Genomic DNA, 18071 nt, shown 5'->3' on the forward strand with positions numbered 1-18071 from the left:
GCCGTGGCTGAGGACGAGAAGACCCCGGCCCGCGAGATCATCACCGACTACGCGGCGGCGCACTTCCGGTACTTCCGCACCGCCGACGGCACCGTGTACGCGCAGAAGAACGGCCACCCGGTGGCCCGGCCGATCCGCTCCCAGGGCACGACCGGCAGCCACCGGCAGGAACTCATGGTCGGCCTCTACCGCGACGGCATCGGGGTGTTCAACGGCACCGCGCTGAAGGAAGCCCTCGACCTCATCGAGGCGCTGGCGCTCACCGAGGAGGTGCAGCCGGTGCACATCCGCGTCGCGCCCGGCTTCGACGGCGCCACCTGGCTCGACCTCGGGCGCGACGACGGCAAGTCGGTCCGCATCCACCCCACCGGGTGGGACATCCTCGTACCGGACCCGCGGGAGGTGTGCTGGCGCAGGACCCAGCTCACCGGGGAACTCCCCCTACCCGTCAAGGACACCGACGGCAAGGGCATCGACCTGCTGTTGCGGCTGACCAACTTCGCCAACGCCGAGACCGAAAGCCTGGCCCTCGCCTGGCTCGTCGGCTGCCTCGGCCCATCCGTCCCCGTCCCCGCCCCCTTCCTCACCGGCCCGCAGGGGGCGGGAAAGTCCACCGGCGCGCGGATGCTCCTGCGGATCATCGAGGGCATGAGCAGCGACCTGCGCCGCTCCCCGAAGGACGAGGAGAACCTGATCGCGGCCGTCGCCGCGGGATGGGTCACCGCCCTGGACAACCTCTCCCACATGGCGCCGGACCTCTCCGACCTCATGTGCTGCATCGTCACCGGCGCCGAGACCGTCAAGCGGGCCCTGTTCACCGACGGCGACGTGGTCCGCTCCCGCTACCGCAAACCCCTGCTGCTCACTGGCATCGACGTCGGCGTCATCCGCCCCGACCTCGCTGAACGACTCCTCCCCCTCCACCTGGAACGCCCCCGAGTGCGGCGCTCCGAAGAGGAGCTGTGGGCGGAGTACGAGCAGGTGCTACCGATCATCCTCGGTTCGCTCCTGGACCTCACGGTGAAGGTGCGGGCCGCCGAGGCGGACATCCCGACCGATCTGCGGATGGCCGACTTCGCGCACCTGTGCGCACGGCTCGACGCCGCGACCGGCTTCGGCTCGCTGAGCGCCTACCGGGCCAGGCTGGACGACCTCAACGACGACGTCATCGAGGGCGACCTGCTGGCCCAGACCGTGTTGAAGCACGCCGCCGGCATGATGCCGGGCGAAGAGACGCGGATGACGTCCTCGGAGTGGCTGTACGCCCTCACCGGCCTCTACACCGGCGAGGAGTACCGCCCCCTGCCCAAAGGCTGGCCGACCACCGGCAAAGTCCTCTCCGACCGCCTCAAGCGCCTCCAGCCCACCCTTGCCGCCCGGGCCGTCCTCGTCGACTGGGGCCGCACCGGCGCCGCCCGCTACATCGCCATGACCCGCCCGCCCCAGCCCCCCGCACACCAGCAGAACGCCCTCCACTGACCCGCAGCACCGACGCGGCACGGACAAGCAAGAAGAGCACCAGGCGCCACGCCAGGCGTGCTCCTCTTGCAGTTCGGCGGCTCGCCGCCGCCCAATAGACGCGCCGCGAAGCGGCTCCGCACTTCGCTCTTCGAACCGCGCCGCACCACTACAGACACCCCTCCCTTTGTCCTAAGAGGGAAGACGCTGCGTCACCTGCGTCACCCAGGGCCCGAAAACGGTCCCTGACCAGCGGCAACAGCAGTGACGCAGACGGCGGCGGCTGCGTCATCCTGCGTCACCTGCGTCATCGATGACGCAGCCCCTGCGACACCCATGACGCAGCCTCCAACCCGCTGCGTCACGCATAACCGCAGGTCAGACGTACCCCATGACGCAGATGACGCAGTGACGCAGAAATCCGCACCTCGGACACACCCGGACGCCCAAGCCACCCACCGCCGCTTCCGGAGGGCACCCAGTGAAACCAAACCCCGACCCCCGGACCACGCTCCGGGCAGGACTCCCGGACCGCTACCTCACCCCCGACGACATCGCTGAACTCTTCGACGTGCCCAAAGAGACCGTCTACCAGTGGCGCAAGAAGCGCACCGGTCCACCCGGCTTCCGGGTCGGCAAGCACATCCGCTACGACCCCGCTGCAGTCCACCGCTGGGCCGCCGAACGCATGGCCTCCGACGCCGCCTGACACCCCTGACCACCCCGACGCCACAAGAGCGGGCCGCCCAGCGGCCCGCTCTCGCCGTGCCCCAGGAAGGAAGGCCCCTGCATGGCAGGCCACATTCAAGACCGCTGGTACAAGACCGAGACCGGTCGCGACGGCAGGCCGCGACGGGTCAAGAGCGACCGCCACGGCTCCGGCATGCGCTACCGCGCCCGCTACATCGGCCCCGACGGCACGGAGAAGTCCAAAAGCTTCCCCGACCGGCAGAAGCGCCTTGCCGAACAGTGGCTCGCTGCGATCGAGGCCGACATGTCGCGCGGCCAGTACATCGACCCGACGGCGGGCCGCGTCACCTTCCGCGAGTACGCGGAGAAGTGGTTGGAGTCCCAGACCACGGACATGACCACACGCTCTTCCGTGGCGGTGCAGATTCGTAGTCACGCGATCCCGTACCTCGGCACGCGGCCGCTCGGCTCGTTTCAGCCGGGGCACATTCGTGACTGGCTGAGCCAGCTGGAGGGCGCCGTGCCGGCGTCGTCGTACCGGCGCGTCATCTACAACAGCGTCTCGACCGTCCTGAACGCAGCCGTGGACGACGGCCACCTCCGGAAGAACCCATGCCATGCAAGGTCCGTCCGCCCCCCGGAACCGGGCCACATGCGGGTCGTCCCGTGGTCGTCGGAGCGGGTCTTCGCTGTGCGCTCGGCGCTGCCGGCGCGGTACCAGGCCGCGGTCGACCTCGGCGCGGGGTGCGGTCTCCGGCAGGGCGAGATCTTCGGCCTGGCGGACGACCAGGTCAAGTTCGACACGGGCTGGCTGCATGTCGCGTGCCAGGTGAAGGTAGCGAACGGGCATCTCGTCTTTGGTCCGCCGAAGCGCAACAAGGCCAGGGATGTGCCGCTCCCCGACCGTGTCATGCGCGCCCTGGAGCGGCACATGGAGCGATTCCCGCCGGTTGCCGTCACTCTGCCGTGGCTGCGCCCGGACGGGCCGCTCGTGACCAAGCACCTGCTGTTCACCCGGATCGACGGGGGTGGGGCCGTGCGGCGTACGGACTTCAACACGCGGGTGTGGAAGCCCGCGCTCGTAGCCGCCGGCGTCATCCCTCAGCCGTCGGCCGGCGAGCGGCACCAGGCCGCACGCGAGCACGGGATGCATGCGCTCCGGCACTTCTATGCGTCGGTTCTGCTGGACGCCGGCGAAAACGTGAAGGTGCTGAGCACGTACCTCGGACACAGCGACCCCGGGTTCACCCTGCGCGTCTACACGCACCTGATGCCGAGCAGCGACGGCCGGGCGCGAAAGGCCCTGGACACCATGTACGAGGCCGCTTCTCCGACGCCCGACGGCCCACAGACGGCCCAGGGCGGCTAAGACGGCTCCGGGCCGGCGGTCGGTGACCGTCGGCCGGGAGTGGCGTGCGCCCGCGATAGCGGGCTGACCTGGGCTTACAGCACCGGCAGGTTCTTGCGCAGCTCGAACGCGGTGACCTCGCTGCGGTACTCCTCCCACTCCTGCTTCTTGTTGCGGAGGAAGAAGTCGAAGACGTGCTCGCCGAGGGTCTCCGCGACCAGTTCGCTGCGCTCCATGAGGGAGATGGCCTCGCCGAGGTTCTGCGGGAGGGGTTCGATGCCCATCGCGCGGCGTTCGGCGTCGGAGAGGGCCCACACGTCGTCGTCGGCGCCGGCGGGGAGTTCGTAGCCCTCCTCGATGCCCTTCAGGCCCGCGGCGAGGAGGACGGCGTAGGTCAGGTAGGGGTTGGCGCCCGAGTCGATGGAGCGGACCTCCACCCGGGCGGAGCCGGTCTTGCCGGGCTTGTACATGGGGACGCGGATCAGCGCGGAGCGGTTGTTGTGGCCCCAGCAGATGTACGAGGGGGCCTCGCCGCCGGAGCCGGCGGTGCGGGTGGAGCCGCCCCAGATGCGCTTGTAGGAGTTGACCCACTGGTTGGTGACGGCGGAGATCTCCGCCGCGTGGCGCAGCAGGCCGGCGATGAAGGAGCGGCCGACCTTGGAGAGCTGGTACTCGGCGCCGGACTCGTAGAAGGCGTTGCGGTCGCCCTCGAAGAGGGAGAGGTGGGTGTGCATGCCGGAGCCGGGGTACTCCGAGAACGGCTTCGGCATGAACGTCGCCTGTACGCCCTGCTCCAACGCCACCTGCTTCATGACCAGGCGGAACGTCATGATGTTGTCGGCCGTGGACAGGGCGTCGGCGTAGCGCAGGTCGATCTCCTGCTGGCCGGGGGCGCCCTCGTGGTGGGAGAACTCCACGGAGATGCCCATCGACTCCAGCATCGTGATCGCCTGGCGGCGGAAGTCCATGCCGACGTTCTGCGGGGTGTGGTCGAAGTAGCCGGAGCTGTCGGCGGGGGTCGGCCGGGTGCCGTCGACGGGCTTGTCCTTCAGCAGGAAGAACTCGATCTCCGGGTGGGTGTAGAAGGTGAAGCCCAGGTCGGAGGTCTTGGCGAGGATGCGCTTGAGGACGTAGCGGGGGTCGGCGAACGAGGGGGAGCCGTCGGGCATGAGGATGTCGCAGAACATCCGGGCCGTGCCCGGTGCCTCGGCGCGCCACGGCAGGATCTGGAAGGTGCCCGGGTCCGGCTTGGCGATCATGTCGGACTCGTAGACGCGCGCGAAGCCCTCGATGGCGGACCCGTCGAAGCCGATGCCCTCGTCGAAGGCCTGCTCCAGTTCGGCGGGGGCCACGGCGACCGACTTGAGGAAGCCGAGCACGTCGGTGAACCACAGCCGCACGAAGCGGATGTCGCGCTCCTCGAGCGTCCGGAGCACGAATTCCTGCTGCTTGTCCATTTCCACACCCATCCTCGCTGATCAGGGCCAGCATGCCACCACACGGTTTCGTGCGCGTTGCGAACCCATAGTGCCTGTCCGGGTGTGGCGTGCGTAACGTCAGGTGGTGTGGAGGCGGGCGGCGGCGGGGGCGCGCAGACTGGGTCCATGGACCGTGCCGCTGCCGAACTGCCCGGCGTCAGGCCGCTCGGCCGGCTGCGGCTGCTGCCGTGGGCGCTGCTCGGGGCGGTGCTGACCGCGCAGCTGCTCACGCCGGAGACGGTCCAGCTCGGCTTCGCCTTCGCCGTCGTGGCGCCGCTGACGTCCCTGGTGTACGGGGTGTGGGGGACGTCCCTGGTGGCGGCGGTCATGACGGGGCTGCTGCTGGTGCCGGAGGTGCGGGCGGAGCACGTGTCGGGCGGCGACGTGCTGGCGTTCGCGCTGATCGGGGTGGTGAGCGCGTTCCTGGCGTGGGTGCGTGCCCGGCGCGACGCGCAGCTGGTGTCGGTGCGGACGGTCGCGGAGGCGGCGCAGTTCGCGGTGCTGCCGCCGCTGCCGCCGCGGGTGGGGCGGGTGCGGTGCGGGGCGCTGTACCGGGCGGCGGAGCGCGGCGCGCTGGTGGGCGGCGACCTGTACGACGTGCAGAGCGGCCCGTACGGGGTGCGGGCGGTGGTGGCGGACGTGCAGGGGCACGGGCTGTCGGCGGTCGCCACGGTGGCGGCGCTGCTGGGCACCTTCCGCGAGGCGGTGCTGGACGAGCCGGAGCTGGCGGGGGTGGCCGCCCGGTTGGACCGCCGGCTGGTGGTGGACACGGCGCGGCACGAGGAGTCGGAGCTGTTCGCGACGGCCGTCCTGGTGGAGCTGCCGGGTGACGGTGGCTGCCCCGGCGGGGGCGGGGAGGTCGCGGCGCGGGTGCTGAGCTGCGGTCACCCGCCGCCGCTGCTGGTGACGGAGCACGGGGTGCGGGAGGTGGCGGTGGAGTCGGGCCCGCCGCTCGGCATGGGCCTGGGCGGGTTCCGGGCGCCGCCGACCGCGACCGTGCCGCTGGACCCGTCGTGCGTGCTGCTCGCGCACACGGACGGGGTGACGGAGGCGCGGGACGCGGACGGGGAGTTCTACCCGCTGGCGGAGCGGATCGTGCCGGACCTCGACCCGGTGGCTCTGGTGCGGGCGGTGTGGCGGGACGTGTCCTCGTACACGGGGCGGGTCGCCGACGACGTGGCGCTGCTCGCGCTGCGGGTGACCTGCGGCGAGTGAGGCCCCGCGCGGCCCGCGCCCGGTCGCGGGGCCGGCGGGCCGCGTCCAGAATGGAGGTGCTCGGGGAGACGACGCACGCCGTTCCACGGAGGTACGCACCCTCATGACCACCGCCCGAGACATCATGCACCCGGGGGCCCACTGGATCCCCTCCCACGAGACCCTCGACCGCGCCGCGCAGCTGATGCGCGAGCACAACGTCGGCGCGCTGCCCATCGCCGACGACAACGAGCGGCTCTGCGGCATCGTGACCGACCGCGACATCGTCCTCAAGTGCGTGGCGGCCGGCCGCGACCCGTCGCGCGTCACGTGCGGCGACGTCGCGGAGGGCACGCCGCGCTGGATCGACGCGCAGGCGGACGTCGACGAGGTCCTGCGGGAGATGCAGGGCCACCGGATCAAGCGCCTGCCGGTCATCGAGAACAAGCGGCTGGTCGGCATCATCAGCGAGGCGGACCTCGCCCGGCACCTGCCCGACGACAAGGTGGCGGAGTTCGCCCAGGGCGTGTACGCCCGCGCCTGACCCCCGTCGCCCCGCCCGGCCCGCGCGCCCGGCCCACCCTGCGCGCCCGGCCTCCGTGCTGACGGCCAGCGGGCCCCCGCGCGGTGTGTGGACCCGGCGGTACGGGCTCCTGTGCTCAGTGGTGCAGGACCGCCTCGGCGACCGCGTCGGGGCGGTCCAGCATCATCAGGTGGCCCGCGTCCCGGACGACGGTGAGCCGCGCGTCCAGGGTGCGGGCGAGGCCGCGCTGGCGGGCCGTCCAGCGGTCGTCGGCGCGCGGCGAACCGGGCGCGGCGAGCACCGCGACGGGCAGCGCCGGGGGCAGCGGGTGACGTGCGCGCACCGCCGCCAGGTCCGCGGCGACCGCCGTGTAGTGGGCGTTCTCCAGCAGCGCGCCGCGCAGCACCCGGCGGGTGCGGTAGCAGCGGCGTACCGGCTCGGCCGGTGCGGGGTCCGGCGCGTGGCCGGCGCGGGAGAGGCGGACGGCGGCGCGGCGGGCGGCCGGGCCGAGCGCGGCCGGTGCGCCCACGGCGGCGAGCGCGGTACCGGCGGCGAGCGCCGCGGCGGTGCGCAGCGCCGGGGCGCGCGGGGGGCGGGGGGCCTCCTCGACGGACGAGTCGACCAGGACCAGCCCGGCCGTCCGCGCCGGGTACAGCCGGGCGAACGCCTCGGCGTGGAACCCGGCGAGGGAGTGGCCGACGACGGTGGCGCGCTCCCCGGCCGTGCCGAGCGCGTCCAGGAGGGCCGCGATCCGCGCCGCCTCGCCCCGCGCGGTGGGAGCGGCGGTGGCGGGGCCGCTGAGCCCGTGCCCCGGCCGGTCGAACCGGACCACCGTGCGGTGCGGGGCGAGCAGCGGCACGACCGGGTCCCAGTCGAACCAGCACAGCGCCAGCCCGGCGCTCAGCACGCACACCGGTCCGCTGCCGGTGACGGCCACGTGGTGGGGCACTCCCCCGACGCGTACGAAGCCGCTCCCCGGCGGGGCCCCGCTCATCGCGCGCGCTCCGCCCGCCGCTCGGCGGGCTCGACGCGCGGCCCTCGCTCCGCCGGCTCGGCCCCGTCGGCGGGTGCGGTCCCGCCGGCCGGCTCGCCGTCGGCCGGGCGGCGCCACGGCAGGGCCCGGGCGAGGAGGAGCAGCCAGGCGGCGATCAGCAGCAGTTGCAGCCGCTGGCCCGCGCCGAGCGCCCAGTGGCCGCGCTCGGCCTCGAAGGCGGCGACGGCGGCGAGCGTCCAGACCGTCGCGGCGAGCACGAGGGGGACGAGCAGCGGGCCGGTACGGGCGAGGGCCGGCCACCACTGGTAGCGGCGGGCCGCGACGGTGAGCGCGACGACCGCCGTGACGGCGCCGGCCATGGCGAGGGAGGAGCTGACGGCGTGCGCCGTGTGCGTGGCCGGGACCAGGCCGGCGTCCTCGCGGGCGACGCACGCGGCGTCGACGGTGGGCGCGCAGCTGAGGGGCAGCCGGGAGTCGGCGGCGGTGGCCGCCCCGAAGACCGCGAGGGCGCTCCAGCCGGCCACCGACCAGAAGCGGCGTTCGACCGCCGTCAGGCCCAGCAGCGCGGCGGCGAGCAGCAGCACGCCGGCGACGAGGTCGGTGGTGCGGAAGGCGGCGCCCAGGGGCTGGTCGGTGGCGGCGAGTTCGCTGACGTACGACTGCACCGGGTCCAGGCCCGTGTGCAGCGGCAGTTCGGCGAGCCAGGCGCTGTAGGTGAGGGCGCCGAGGACGAGGAGGAGGGCCACGCACCGGAGCCGGGCGGTCCTGCGGGGGCGCGGCGGCGTCATGGGTCCATGATCGGCGCGGCCCGTCCGCCCCGCAAGGGGCGTGCCCGCGGGACGCGGCGGGCGCGGTCCCCCGCCGTCGCCGGGACCCGGGCGGCGCGTTCCCGCCGCCGCCCGTCCCGTCGCCGCCCCTGCCGCTCCCGCCGTCACCGCCCGATCCGCGCCGCGCTCCCCGCGCCCGGGCGTCAGAAGGTGACCCGGGCGGCGATGGGCAGGTGGTCGCTGTCCGTGCGGGGCAGGGACCAGGAGGCGACGGGCTCGACGCCGCGGACCAGGATCTGGTCGATGCGGGCCATCGGGAACGCCGCCGGCCAGCTGAAGCCCATGCCGTCGCCGGCCGCGCCCTGGGTGGAGCGCAGCTGCGAGGTGACCGCGTTGAGCGAGCGGTCGTTCATGGTGCCGTTGAGGTCGCCGAGGAGGATGACCCGGCGCTCGGGTTCCTGGGCGATGGCCTGGCCGAGCTGGTCGGCGCTGCGGTCGCGCTGGTTGGCGGTGAAGCCGGCCTTCAGCTTGACCCGCACGGACGGCAGGTGGGCGACGTACACGGCGACGGGGCCGTCCGGGGCGGTGACCGTGGTGCGCATGGCGCGGGTCCAGCCCATGCGGATGTCGACCGGCCGGCTGTCGCCGAGCGGGTACCGGCTCCACACGCCGACCGTGCCGCGCACGGAGTGGTGCGGGTAGGCGTCGGCGAGCGCCTCCTCGTACACGGGGACCATGCCGGGCTTGAGCTCCACCAGGGCCAGCACGTCCGCCCCGGACCCGGCGACGGCGCGGGCCGTGCCCTCGGGGTCGGGGTTGTCGGCGTTGACGTTGTGCGTGACGACCATGAGGTCCCCGCCGGTGCCGCTCTTGTCGGTGACGAGGCCGCCGAAGAGGTTCGCCCACACGATCGCCGGGACGAGGGCGGCGACGAGGGCGGTGGCGGAGCGGCGCAGCAACGCCAGCCCCGCGAGGAGCGGGACGAAGACGCCGAACCAGGGCAGGAACGTCTCGATGAGGCTGCCCGTGTTGCCGATGTCGTTGGGGATGTGGCGGTGCAGCACCATCACGAGCGCGAGCAGCAGCGCCGACACCGAGAGCACCGTGCCCCGCCGCCAGATCCCCGGATCGCGCCGCCAGCGGTCGACCACCGAGCGGACCCGGGATCCGGCGCGCCGCTCCTCCGCGGTGCCGTTCCCCGTCTCCGTCATGTCGTCCACCTGCGCCATTCCTCGTCCTCACGTGCTTCTGGTCTCCGCCGTACCGGACCACGACCCTAGGCGATCAGGTGACGGCCGTACGGAGTCAGGGACGAACCCGCCACCGGCCGGGGTTCCTGGGGTTGCGGTCGATGCGCCGGTTGTGACGAAACGCGCACACTTCCGTCCCGGGTCCGGCACGGACCGGCCGCGGGGAGGGCGGCCCTCACGGGCCGGCGGCGGGTGGTCGGGGGGACGGGTTCGCCGCGCCGGCGAGGACGGTGTCGACGACCCGGGCGGGCAGGTCCTCGTCGAGCGCGGTGTCCGGGGCGACGACGGCGCGGAGCATGACGGGGCCCACGAAGAGGTCGCCGAGCAGCTCGACGTCGGCGTCGGGCCTGATCTCGCCGGTACCGACGCCCCGCCGCAGGACGTCGAGGGTGGCGCGGCGGTGCGGCCGCAGCACGGCGCGGCGGTAGGCGTCCCAGAGCCGGGGGTAGCCGCGGAGCTGGGCGAACACGGTGTGCAGCACGGCGGAGGAGTGCTTCGCGGCGCCGCGCCGGCGCACCGCCTCCAGGAGCGCGACGAGGTCGTCGCGCACGGAGGTGCCGGGCAGCTCGGGCTGCGCTGGCTCGGCGGACCGGATGAGGTCGACGAGCAGTTCCTCCTTGCTCGCCCAGCGGCGGTAGACGGTGGCCTTGCCGACCCCGGCGGTGCGGGCGATCCGCTCCATGGACAGCTCGGCGAGCGGGACGCCGTCCTCCAGCAGCGTCACGGCGGCGTCGAGGATCGCCCGTTCCGCCGCCTCGCTGCGCGGCCGCCCCCGCCGGGAGGGCGGAGCCGGCGCGGCGGCCGGGGGCGGCGCGGCGGCCGGGGGCGGGGTCGCCGGCGCGGTCGGAGACGGGGTCGGTGGCGGGGCGGGCGCCTCGCCGCCGTGGGTCGGGGGGCGTCGGGGTGGTCGCGGGGGCAAGGGCTTCGCCTCCAGCCGGTGGGGAGGGACGGGCGGTCGGGGCCGGGTCCGGTGGACCCGGAAGGCGGGGTACGGGGCGGGGAGGCCGGGGGCCGCCGGGGCGGGTCAGCGCGGGACGGGTTCCCGCGCGCCGTCCCCGGCCACGCGCCCGTGGTCGCCGGGGGCGGCGCCCCGGCCCGGCAGGCAGGCGCCCACCACGCACGCGCCGAGGACGGCGACGGCCGCCGCGCACAGCGAGGTGACGTGCATCGCGTGCAGGAACGCCGTCTGCGCGGGCGCCACCAGCGCCTCGCCCGCGGCGCCGAGCCGCCGGGCGGCGGCCAGGGTCGCCTCGACCGACTCGCCGGCGGTGGCCCGGTCGGCCGCCGGTACGGGCGCGAGGTGGCCCTCGATGCCGTCCCGGTACACCCCCGACAGCAGCGAACCCAGCACGGCGACGCCGAGGGCCCCGCCGATCTGCCGGAAGGTGTTGTTGACCGCCGAGCCGGAGCCGGCCTTCTCGCGGGGCAGGGCCTGCATGACGGCCACCGTCACGGGCGGCATGACGTGCGCCATGCCCGCGCCCTGGGCGAACAGGACCAGTTCGACGACCCACACCGGCGTACCGGTGTCGAAGCCGGCGAACGCGGCCAGGCACGCGGCGACGAGCAGCAGCCCGGACGCGCACACCGCGCGCGCCCCGAACCGCCGCACCGCGAGCCGTGAGCGGGGTGCGAACAGCAGCTGCGTCACGGCGAGGGGCAGCAGGAGCAGGCCGGCCTGGAGCGGGCTGAAGCCGCGCACGCTCTGGAGGTAGAAGACGGAGACGAAGGTGACGCCCATCAGGGCGAAGAACACCAGCGCGATGCCGCCGACGGCCGCGGAGAACACCCGCTGGCGGAAGTACGCCATGTCGAGCGCCGGGTGGTCGGTGCGCCGCTCGTGCGCGACGAACGCGGCGAGGACGAGGACGCCGCCGGCGACCGGCAGCACCACCGTCCAGTCGGTCAGGTCGGCCAGCTCGCCGCCGCGGATGATGCCGAACACCAGCAGCACCAGGCCGACGATCGACAGCACCACCCCGACGGGGTCGGTCCGGCCGGGCGCGGGGTCGCGCGACTCGGGCACCACGGCGGCGACGGCGACCAGCGAGACGAGCACCACGGGGACGTTGACCAGGAAGATCGAGCCCCACCAGAAGTGCTCCAGGAGCAGCCCTCCGGTGACCGGCCCGACGGCGATGGCCACGCCGACGGCGCCGACCCACACGCCGATGGCGCGCGGCTGCTCGTCCCGTTCGAAGACGTTCATCAGGATGGCGAGCGTGGCCGGCATCACGAAGGCCGCGCCGAAGCCCATCACCGCGCGGTAGGCGACCAGCTCCACGGGTGAGTCGGCGAGCGCGGCCAGCGCGGAGGAGACGCCGAAGACGACGGTGCCGAACAGCAGCGTCCGGCGGCGGCCGATCCGGTCGCCCACGAGGCCCGCGGTGAACAGCAGTCCGGCGAAGACCAGGGCGTAGGCGTTGATCGCCCACTCCAGCTGGCTCTGCGTGGCGCCCAGCCCGGTGGGCGGCGGGCTCGCGATGGTCTTGACGGCGACGTTGAGGATCGAGTTGTCCAGCACCACGAAGAGCAGGCTCAGCATGAGCACCGCGAGGATCACCCAGCGGCGGCGGTGGACGTCCGCCGGGACGGCCGGGTGGAGGGGGCGGGGGTCGCGCGGGGGGCGCGGGGGCCGGTCCATGGACCCACCGTAGGCCGGATTCCGATACGCCGCCGTCTCGTATTGCTCCCCCCACTTCCCCCGGTACGGCACGAAGTGCCACCATGGACGTGGTCCGGGGACGCCGTCAGGGCGCCTCGAGATGACGAAGGAGCCGATCCACATGACGCTTCAGCCTGCCCCGAAACCGTCCGGCGACAGCGGTGGGGACGCCGGGGGCAAGCACCCCAAGGCGCTGTACGGCGGCACGGGCACGCGCCGCATCACCGTCCACGACATCGCCGGCGCCAAGGAGCGCGGCGAGAAGTGGCCGATGCTCACCGCCTACGACGCGATGACCGCGTCCGTCTTCGACGAGGCGGGCATCCCGGTCCTGCTGGTCGGCGACTCGATGGGCAACTGCCACCTCGGCTACGACACCACCGTGCCGGTCACGCTCGACGAGATGGCCATCCTGTCGGCGGCCGTCGTCCGCGGCACGCGGCGCGCGCTCATCGTCGGCGACCTGCCCTTCGGCTCGTACCAGGAGGGCCCCGTACAGGCCCTGCGGTCGGCGACGCGGCTGGTCAAGGAGGCCGGCGTGGGCGCGGTGAAGCTGGAGGGCGGCGAGCGGTCGCTGGCGCAGACGGAGACGCTGGTGCAGGCCGGCATCCCGGTGATGTCGCACCTGGGCCTGACCCCGCAGTCCGTGAACACCATGGGCTACCGGGTGCAGGGCCGCGCCGACGAGGACGCGCACCGCCTGCTGCGGGACGCCAAGGCCGCGCAGGACGCCGGGGCGTTCGCCGTGGTCCTGGAGCTGGTGCCGGCGGAGCTCGCCGCGGAGGTCACGCGGTCGCTGCAGGTCCCGACGATCGGCATCGGCGCCGGCGCGGGCACCGACGCGCAGGTGCTGGTGTGGACGGACATGGCCGGGCTGACCGGCGGCAAGGTGCCGCGGTTCACCAAGCAGTACGCCGACCTGCGCCGCACGCTGGGTGACGCGGCGCAGGCGTTCGCGGACGATGTCGCCGGCGGGGCGTTCCCCGCCGAGGAGCACACCTTCCACTAGCGGAACCGTTCCTCCCCCGGCCACCGCGGTACGGACGACAGCCCGCCGACTTCCCCCATCGGCGGGCTGTCGGCGTTCGTCGGCGTTCGTCGGCGTTCGTCGGCGGTTTGTCGGGGAGGTGTCGGGGGCCTGTCGGCGCGCCCTGGTCCCCTGGGGGCATGACACGATCCGACACCAACGCCGTCGAGGTACGCGGCCTGGTCAAGCACTACGGCGCGACGAAGGCGCTGGACGGGGTGGACCTCGACGTGCGCGAGGGCACCGTCCTCGGTGTGCTGGGGCCCAACGGCGCCGGCAAGACCACGCTCGTCCGCTGCCTGTCCACGCTCGTCGTCCCCGACGCCGGCACCGCGACCGTCGCCGGCTGCGACGTGCTGCGCCAGCCGCGCGCGCTGCGCCGCGCCATCGGGCTGACCGGCCAGTACGCCTCCGTGGACGAGAAGCTCTCCGGCTGGGAGAACCTCTACATGATCGGCCGGCTCCTCGACCTGTCCCGCCGGGACGCCCGGGGCCGCGCCGACGAGATGCTGGAGCGGTTCTCGCTCACCGACGCGGCCCGCCGGCCCGCCGCGCAGTACTCGGGCGGCATGCGGCGCCGGCTCGACCTGGCCGCGTCCATGATCGGCCGGCCCGCTGTGCTCTACCTGGACGAGCCGACCACCGGCCTCGACCCGCGCACCCGCAACGAGGTCTGGGACGAGGTCCGGCACATGGTGGAGGAGGGCACGACCGTGCTGCTCACCACCCAGTACATGGAGGAGGCCGAGCAGTTGGCGAGCGAGTTGACGGTCGTCGACCGCGGCCGGGTGATCGCCCGGGGAGGGGTGGAGGAGCTGAAGGCGAAGGTCGGCGGGCGCACCCTCCAGGTCCGTCCCGTCGACCCGGGCGACCTGCCCGCGATGGCGCGGGCGCTGGCCGAGTCGGGGCTGTCCGGCCCGGCGGGCGCCACGGTCGTCCCCGACGAGGGCCGGCTGTACGTGCCCGTCCTCAGCGACGGGCAGCTGACCGCCGTGGTCGGGCTGCTGGCCGCCGGCGGGCACGGCATCGCCCACATCGGGACGCACCTGCCCAGCCTGGACGAGGTGTTCCTCGCCCTCACCGGCGAACGCGCCGCCCCGCGGACCGACGAGCACCCCCAGGAGGTGGCCGCATGAGCACCGGCACGAACACCGCGACGCCCGCCACGCCCGCTGCACCGGCCGCCCGCACCCCCGCGCCGCCGCGCGGCTCCGCCCCGGCGCGGCCCACCGGCGAGGGCCGCATCACCGCCCGCGCCCACCTGCGGCACATCGGCGCGCTGACCCGCCGCAACGTCCTGCAGATCAAGCAGAACCCGGAGGCCATGTCCGACGTCCTGCTCATGCCGATCGTCTTCACGCTGCTGTTCGTGTACGTCTTCGGCGGCGCGATCTCCGGCAAGGGCAACCAGCAGGACTACGTGAACTACCTGATCCCCGGCCTGATGGCGATGATGGGCCTCAACATCGCCATGGGCATGGGCACCGGCGTCAACGACGACGTCAAGAAGGGCGTCATGGACCGGTTCCGGACCATGCCGATCGCCCGGTCGTCCGTCCTCCTCGCGAAGATCATCGTGGAGGTGGGACGGATGGTGGTCGCCACCGCGATCCTGCTCGCCATGGGGTTCCTGCTGGGCTTCCAGGTCGCGACGTCGCCGCTGCACCTGCTGGCGGCGGTGGGGCTGTCGCTGGTCTTCGGCGCCTCCCTCATGTGGATCTTCATCCTGCTGGGGCTGAGCCTCCAGACCGCCCAGGCCGTCCAGGGAGTGGCCATGCTCGTGCTGATGCCGCTGCAGTTCGGTTCGTCGATCTTCGCGCCGCCGGAGTCGATGCCCGACTGGCTGCGCGCCTTCACCGACTACAACCCGCTCTCCAACCTGGCCGACGCGGCGCGCAACCTCGTCAACGGCGGGCCGGTCGCCGGGTCGGTGTGGATGACGCTGGGCTGGGCGGCGGCCATCACGCTGGTCACGGCCCCGCTGGCGGTGGCGCGCTTCCGTCGGCACACATGAGCGTCACGCGCGGTCCAGCAGGGCGGCGGCCTCGTCCAGGGTGAGGCCGCCGCCCTCGGCGTACGCGGCGTCGAACGCCGCCCCGCCGAGGGCCGCGCGGGTGGCGGCCTCGGCCGCGGCCAGCGCCTCGCGCTCCATCGACGACAGGACGTGGCCCTCCGGCAGCAGTCCCGGACGGGCGCCGAGCAGGACCGCCGCCGTACGGGCGCGGTCGCCGCCCAGCCCGGCCAGCGCCCGCGCCGCCGTGACCAGGTGGGTCGCGACCATCTGCGGCGCGACCATCATCGACAGCGGCTCGCGGCACCGGTGCAGCGCCCGCACGGCGAGGTCCAGCGCCTCGGCGTGCCGGCCGTCGAGCGTGTCCAGCCAGGCGAGGCAGCCGAGGGTGAAGCCGTCGAACAGCGAGAGCGTCTGCGTGCCGAACTCCTCGCGCAGAGCGCCGAGTAGCTCGCGCGCCTCGTCGGTGCGGCCGGTCCGGCCGAGGTGCAGGGAGAGGTGGAGCCGGGCGGAGGGCTGCGCCTCGTGGCCGGCGCCGCGCCCCTTGGCGAGGACGCCCCGCAGGATGGCCTCCGCCTCCTCGGCCCGGCCCAGTTCGGGCAGGACGGCGGCGTACCGGGTGCGCAGCAGCGCCACCTGCGCCTGGGCCGCGAGCCGTTCGGCGTGGTCGACGGCCGCCTGGTAGTCGGCGGCGGCGCCCGCGTGCTCGCCCAGGTTCTCACGGGCCTCGCCCCGGGCGGCGAGTGCCTCGGCGGCGCCCCAGGAGTCGCCGAGCCGCAGGAAGATCCCCAGCGCCTCGTCGGCGTCCCGGCACGCCTCCGCCGCCAGGGAGCTGCGGTTGGCGAGGACGTTGGCGCGCCACTGGAGGGCGTGGGCGAGGTCCCAGTCGTAGCCGAGGGCGCGGCCGGTGTCGACGGTGGAGTCCAGGAGCGCGTGGAGCCGGGAGGCGTCGCCGGAGAGGAGGACGGCGACGATCCACAGGATGCCGGGTGTCCGGCACGCCTGGGGCAGCCCGGGCCGGTACGCCCGCGCGACCTTCTCCAGCAGGTCGCGGCCCGTGGTGGCCCAGTCGGCCTGGTCGTAGTCCATGCTGACCAGTTGCACGAGACGGACCTGCCGGCGTGCCTCCGCGAGGAGGTCGTCGCCCATCGGGGGCGGCGCGTCGGTGCAGCGCTCGGTGATCGGCGGGACGGGGGCGACGGGCGGGGCGAACGGGTCGGGGCCGAGCGCCGCCGCGGCCTCGGCCCAGTGCCGGGCGTCGGAGCGCAGGTCGCGCATCTGCCAGTACCAGGCGAGGGACAGCACGAGGCAGAGGGCCTCTTGCTCGTCGCGGGCTGCCACCGCGCGGCGCAGGGCGGCGCGGAGGTTGCCGTACTCGCGCTGGAACCGGTCCAGGGCGGCGCGTTGGCCCGCCCCCCGCAGCAACGGCTCGGTGGTGCGGGCGAGTTCCCGATAGTGGGCGAGGTGGCGGCGCTCGGCGGCGGGGCGTTCGGCGGCCTCGTCGAGGCGTTCGGCGGCGTACTCGGCGACGGTCTCCAGGAGGCGGTAGCGCATCTCGCCGTCCTCCCCCGGCGAGGCGACGACGAGGGACTTGTCGACGAGGGAGCCGAGCAGGTCGAGGGTGTCGGGGGCGGCGCACACCGCCTCGGCGGCGTCGAGGGCGCAGCCGCCGGAGAAGACGGCCAGGCGGCGCAGCACGGCGCGCTCGGCCCCGTCGAGCAGGTCCCAGGACCAGTCGACGACGGCCCGCAGCGTCTGCTGGCGGGGCAGGACGGTGCGACTGCCGCCGGTGAGGAGGCAGAAGCGGTCGTCGAGCCGGTCCGCGATCTGACGGGGCGTCAGAGCGCGGAGGCGGGCGGCGGCCAGCTCGATGGCGAGGGGCAGTCCGTCCAGGCGCCGGCAGATCTCGGCGCACGCCTCGGGGTCGTGCCCGGTGGCGAACCCGTGGCGGGCGGCGGCCCCGCGCTCGCCGAGCAGCCGCAGGGCCATGGGGGCGGGCAGCGGCTCGACCGGGCGCACGACCTCCCCGCCGACGGCGAGGGGTTCGCGGCTGGTGGCGAGGACGGTCAGGCCGGGGCAGCGCTCCAGCAGGTGGTGGGCGAGGCGGGCGGCGGCGTCGACCACGTGCTCGCAGTTGTCGAGCAGGAGCAGCATGCGGCGCGAGCCGCAGTGCTCGGCGAGCCGCACGAGGGGGCCGTTGCCGCGGGGTTCGGCGGCGCGCAGTTCCTCCGCCCCGGCGCCGCGCAGCACGGTCTCCCGCGCGCCGAGCGCGGTCAGCACCGCGTCGGGTACGGCGTCGGGGTCGGCCACCGGGGCCAGTTCGGCCACCCACACCCCGTCGGGCCACCGCTCGGCGCCGCGCTCGGCGGCCTCCTGCGACAGCCGGGTCTTGCCCGCCCCGCCGGGCCCGAGCAGCGTCACGAGCCGCGCCCGGTCGAGGTCCCCGAGGAGCGCGCCGATGTCCTCGTCCCGCCCGACGAAGCTGGTCAGCCGCGCCCGCAGGTTCCCGGGGCGGGGCTCGGGAACCGGCTCGGCGTGAGGCACCGGACGCGGGGCGGTGCCCGGCTCCGGGCTGGGCGTGGGGGCGGTGGGGGCGTGGCCGATGGGAGCGGGGCCCGGCTCCGGACGGAGGGCGGTGCCCGGCTCCGGGCTGGGGGCGGGGGCAG

The 18071-nt window shown here is 74.4% G+C and carries 15 protein-coding genes; 8 read left to right on the plus strand and 7 right to left on the minus strand.

Translation table 11 applies throughout. From position 1 onward, the window contains the following. The first annotated feature begins 3 nt into the window (after positions 1–3). The 3 genes from LPA54_RS27275 (at position 4) to LPA54_RS27285 (ending at position 3517) form a co-directional block, all read left to right on the plus strand. A complete protein-coding gene (locus LPA54_RS27275) occupies positions 4–1479 on the plus strand; it encodes an ATP-binding protein (RefSeq protein ID WP_228982477.1) in 1476 nt (491 codons plus the stop codon). Positions 1480–1939: 460 nt separating this feature from the next. After that, positions 1940–2167, plus strand: coding sequence for a helix-turn-helix domain-containing protein (locus LPA54_RS27280; protein WP_228982481.1), 228 nt, complete (start codon positions 1940–1942; stop codon positions 2165–2167). Positions 2168–2248: 81 nt separating this feature from the next. Further along, positions 2249–3517 (plus strand): site-specific integrase, encoded by a 1269-nt coding sequence (locus LPA54_RS27285; protein ID WP_228982484.1) that lies wholly within the window; start codon positions 2249–2251, stop codon positions 3515–3517. Between the two features lie 74 nt (positions 3518–3591). Here LPA54_RS27285 and LPA54_RS27290 read toward each other — a convergent pair whose 3' ends face one another. After that, entirely contained in the window at positions 3592–4953 is a 1362-nt protein-coding gene (locus LPA54_RS27290; RefSeq protein WP_228982485.1) for a glutamine synthetase family protein, read from the minus strand. Positions 4954–5100: 147 nt separating this feature from the next. On the opposite strand from LPA54_RS27290, the gene LPA54_RS27295 reads away from it, so the two are divergent. Together LPA54_RS27295 and LPA54_RS27300 are read left to right on the plus strand one after the other, a co-directional pair. Then, positions 5101–6189 (plus strand): PP2C family protein-serine/threonine phosphatase, encoded by a 1089-nt coding sequence (locus tag LPA54_RS27295; protein WP_228982487.1) that lies wholly within the window; start codon positions 5101–5103, stop codon positions 6187–6189. Positions 6190–6292: 103 nt separating this feature from the next. Continuing rightward, positions 6293–6712 (plus strand): CBS domain-containing protein, encoded by a 420-nt coding sequence (locus tag LPA54_RS27300; protein ID WP_228982489.1) that lies wholly within the window; start codon positions 6293–6295, stop codon positions 6710–6712. 115 nt (positions 6713–6827) lie between these two features. Here the strand turns inward: LPA54_RS27300 and LPA54_RS27305 are convergent, their stop codons facing one another. From LPA54_RS27305 to LPA54_RS27325, 5 genes are all read right to left on the minus strand, one after another. After that, positions 6828–7685, minus strand: a complete 858-nt coding sequence (locus LPA54_RS27305; RefSeq protein WP_228982491.1) for an alpha/beta fold hydrolase — start codon at positions 7683–7685, stop codon at positions 6828–6830. Continuing rightward, entirely contained in the window at positions 7682–8473 is a 792-nt protein-coding gene (locus tag LPA54_RS27310; RefSeq protein WP_228982493.1) for a DUF998 domain-containing protein, read from the minus strand. Before LPA54_RS27310 ends, LPA54_RS27305 begins: the two co-directional genes overlap by 4 nt. A 182-nt stretch (positions 8474–8655) precedes the next feature. After that, on the minus strand, positions 8656–9681 hold the full coding sequence (locus LPA54_RS27315) for an endonuclease/exonuclease/phosphatase family protein (protein ID WP_228982494.1): 1026 nt from the start codon (positions 9679–9681) through the stop codon (positions 8656–8658). 196 nt (positions 9682–9877) lie between these two features. Beyond that, positions 9878–10621, minus strand: coding sequence for a TetR/AcrR family transcriptional regulator (locus LPA54_RS27320; RefSeq protein ID WP_306806548.1), 744 nt, complete (start codon positions 10619–10621; stop codon positions 9878–9880). 105 nt (positions 10622–10726) lie between these two features. Beyond that, a complete protein-coding gene (locus LPA54_RS27325) occupies positions 10727–12346 on the minus strand; it encodes an MFS transporter (protein ID WP_228982499.1) in 1620 nt (539 codons plus the stop codon). Positions 12347–12488: 142 nt separating this feature from the next. Between LPA54_RS27325 and panB the strand changes: the two genes are divergently transcribed. From panB to LPA54_RS27340, 3 genes are all read left to right on the plus strand, one after another. Then, positions 12489–13376, plus strand: coding sequence for a 3-methyl-2-oxobutanoate hydroxymethyltransferase (panB, locus tag LPA54_RS27330; protein WP_228982501.1), 888 nt, complete (start codon positions 12489–12491; stop codon positions 13374–13376). Between the two features lie 158 nt (positions 13377–13534). Beyond that, the gene (locus LPA54_RS27335; protein ID WP_228982508.1) at positions 13535–14530 is read left to right on the plus strand and encodes an ATP-binding cassette domain-containing protein; all 996 of its coding nucleotides are present in this window, start codon (positions 13535–13537) and stop codon (positions 14528–14530) included. Then, a complete protein-coding gene (locus LPA54_RS27340; protein WP_228982510.1) occupies positions 14527–15408 on the plus strand; it encodes an ABC transporter permease in 882 nt (293 codons plus the stop codon). The genes LPA54_RS27335 and LPA54_RS27340 overlap by 4 nt, the downstream gene beginning before the upstream one ends. Positions 15409–15411: 3 nt before the next feature. On the opposite strand, the gene LPA54_RS27345 is transcribed toward LPA54_RS27340, so the two are convergent. Continuing rightward, on the minus strand, positions 15412–18071 hold a 2660-nt coding region (locus tag LPA54_RS27345; RefSeq protein WP_228982511.1), incomplete at its 5' end, for an AfsR family transcriptional regulator.

This window comes from Streptomyces sp. DH12 (assembly GCF_020873895.1).
Classification (GTDB): domain Bacteria; phylum Actinomycetota; class Actinomycetes; order Streptomycetales; family Streptomycetaceae; genus Streptomyces.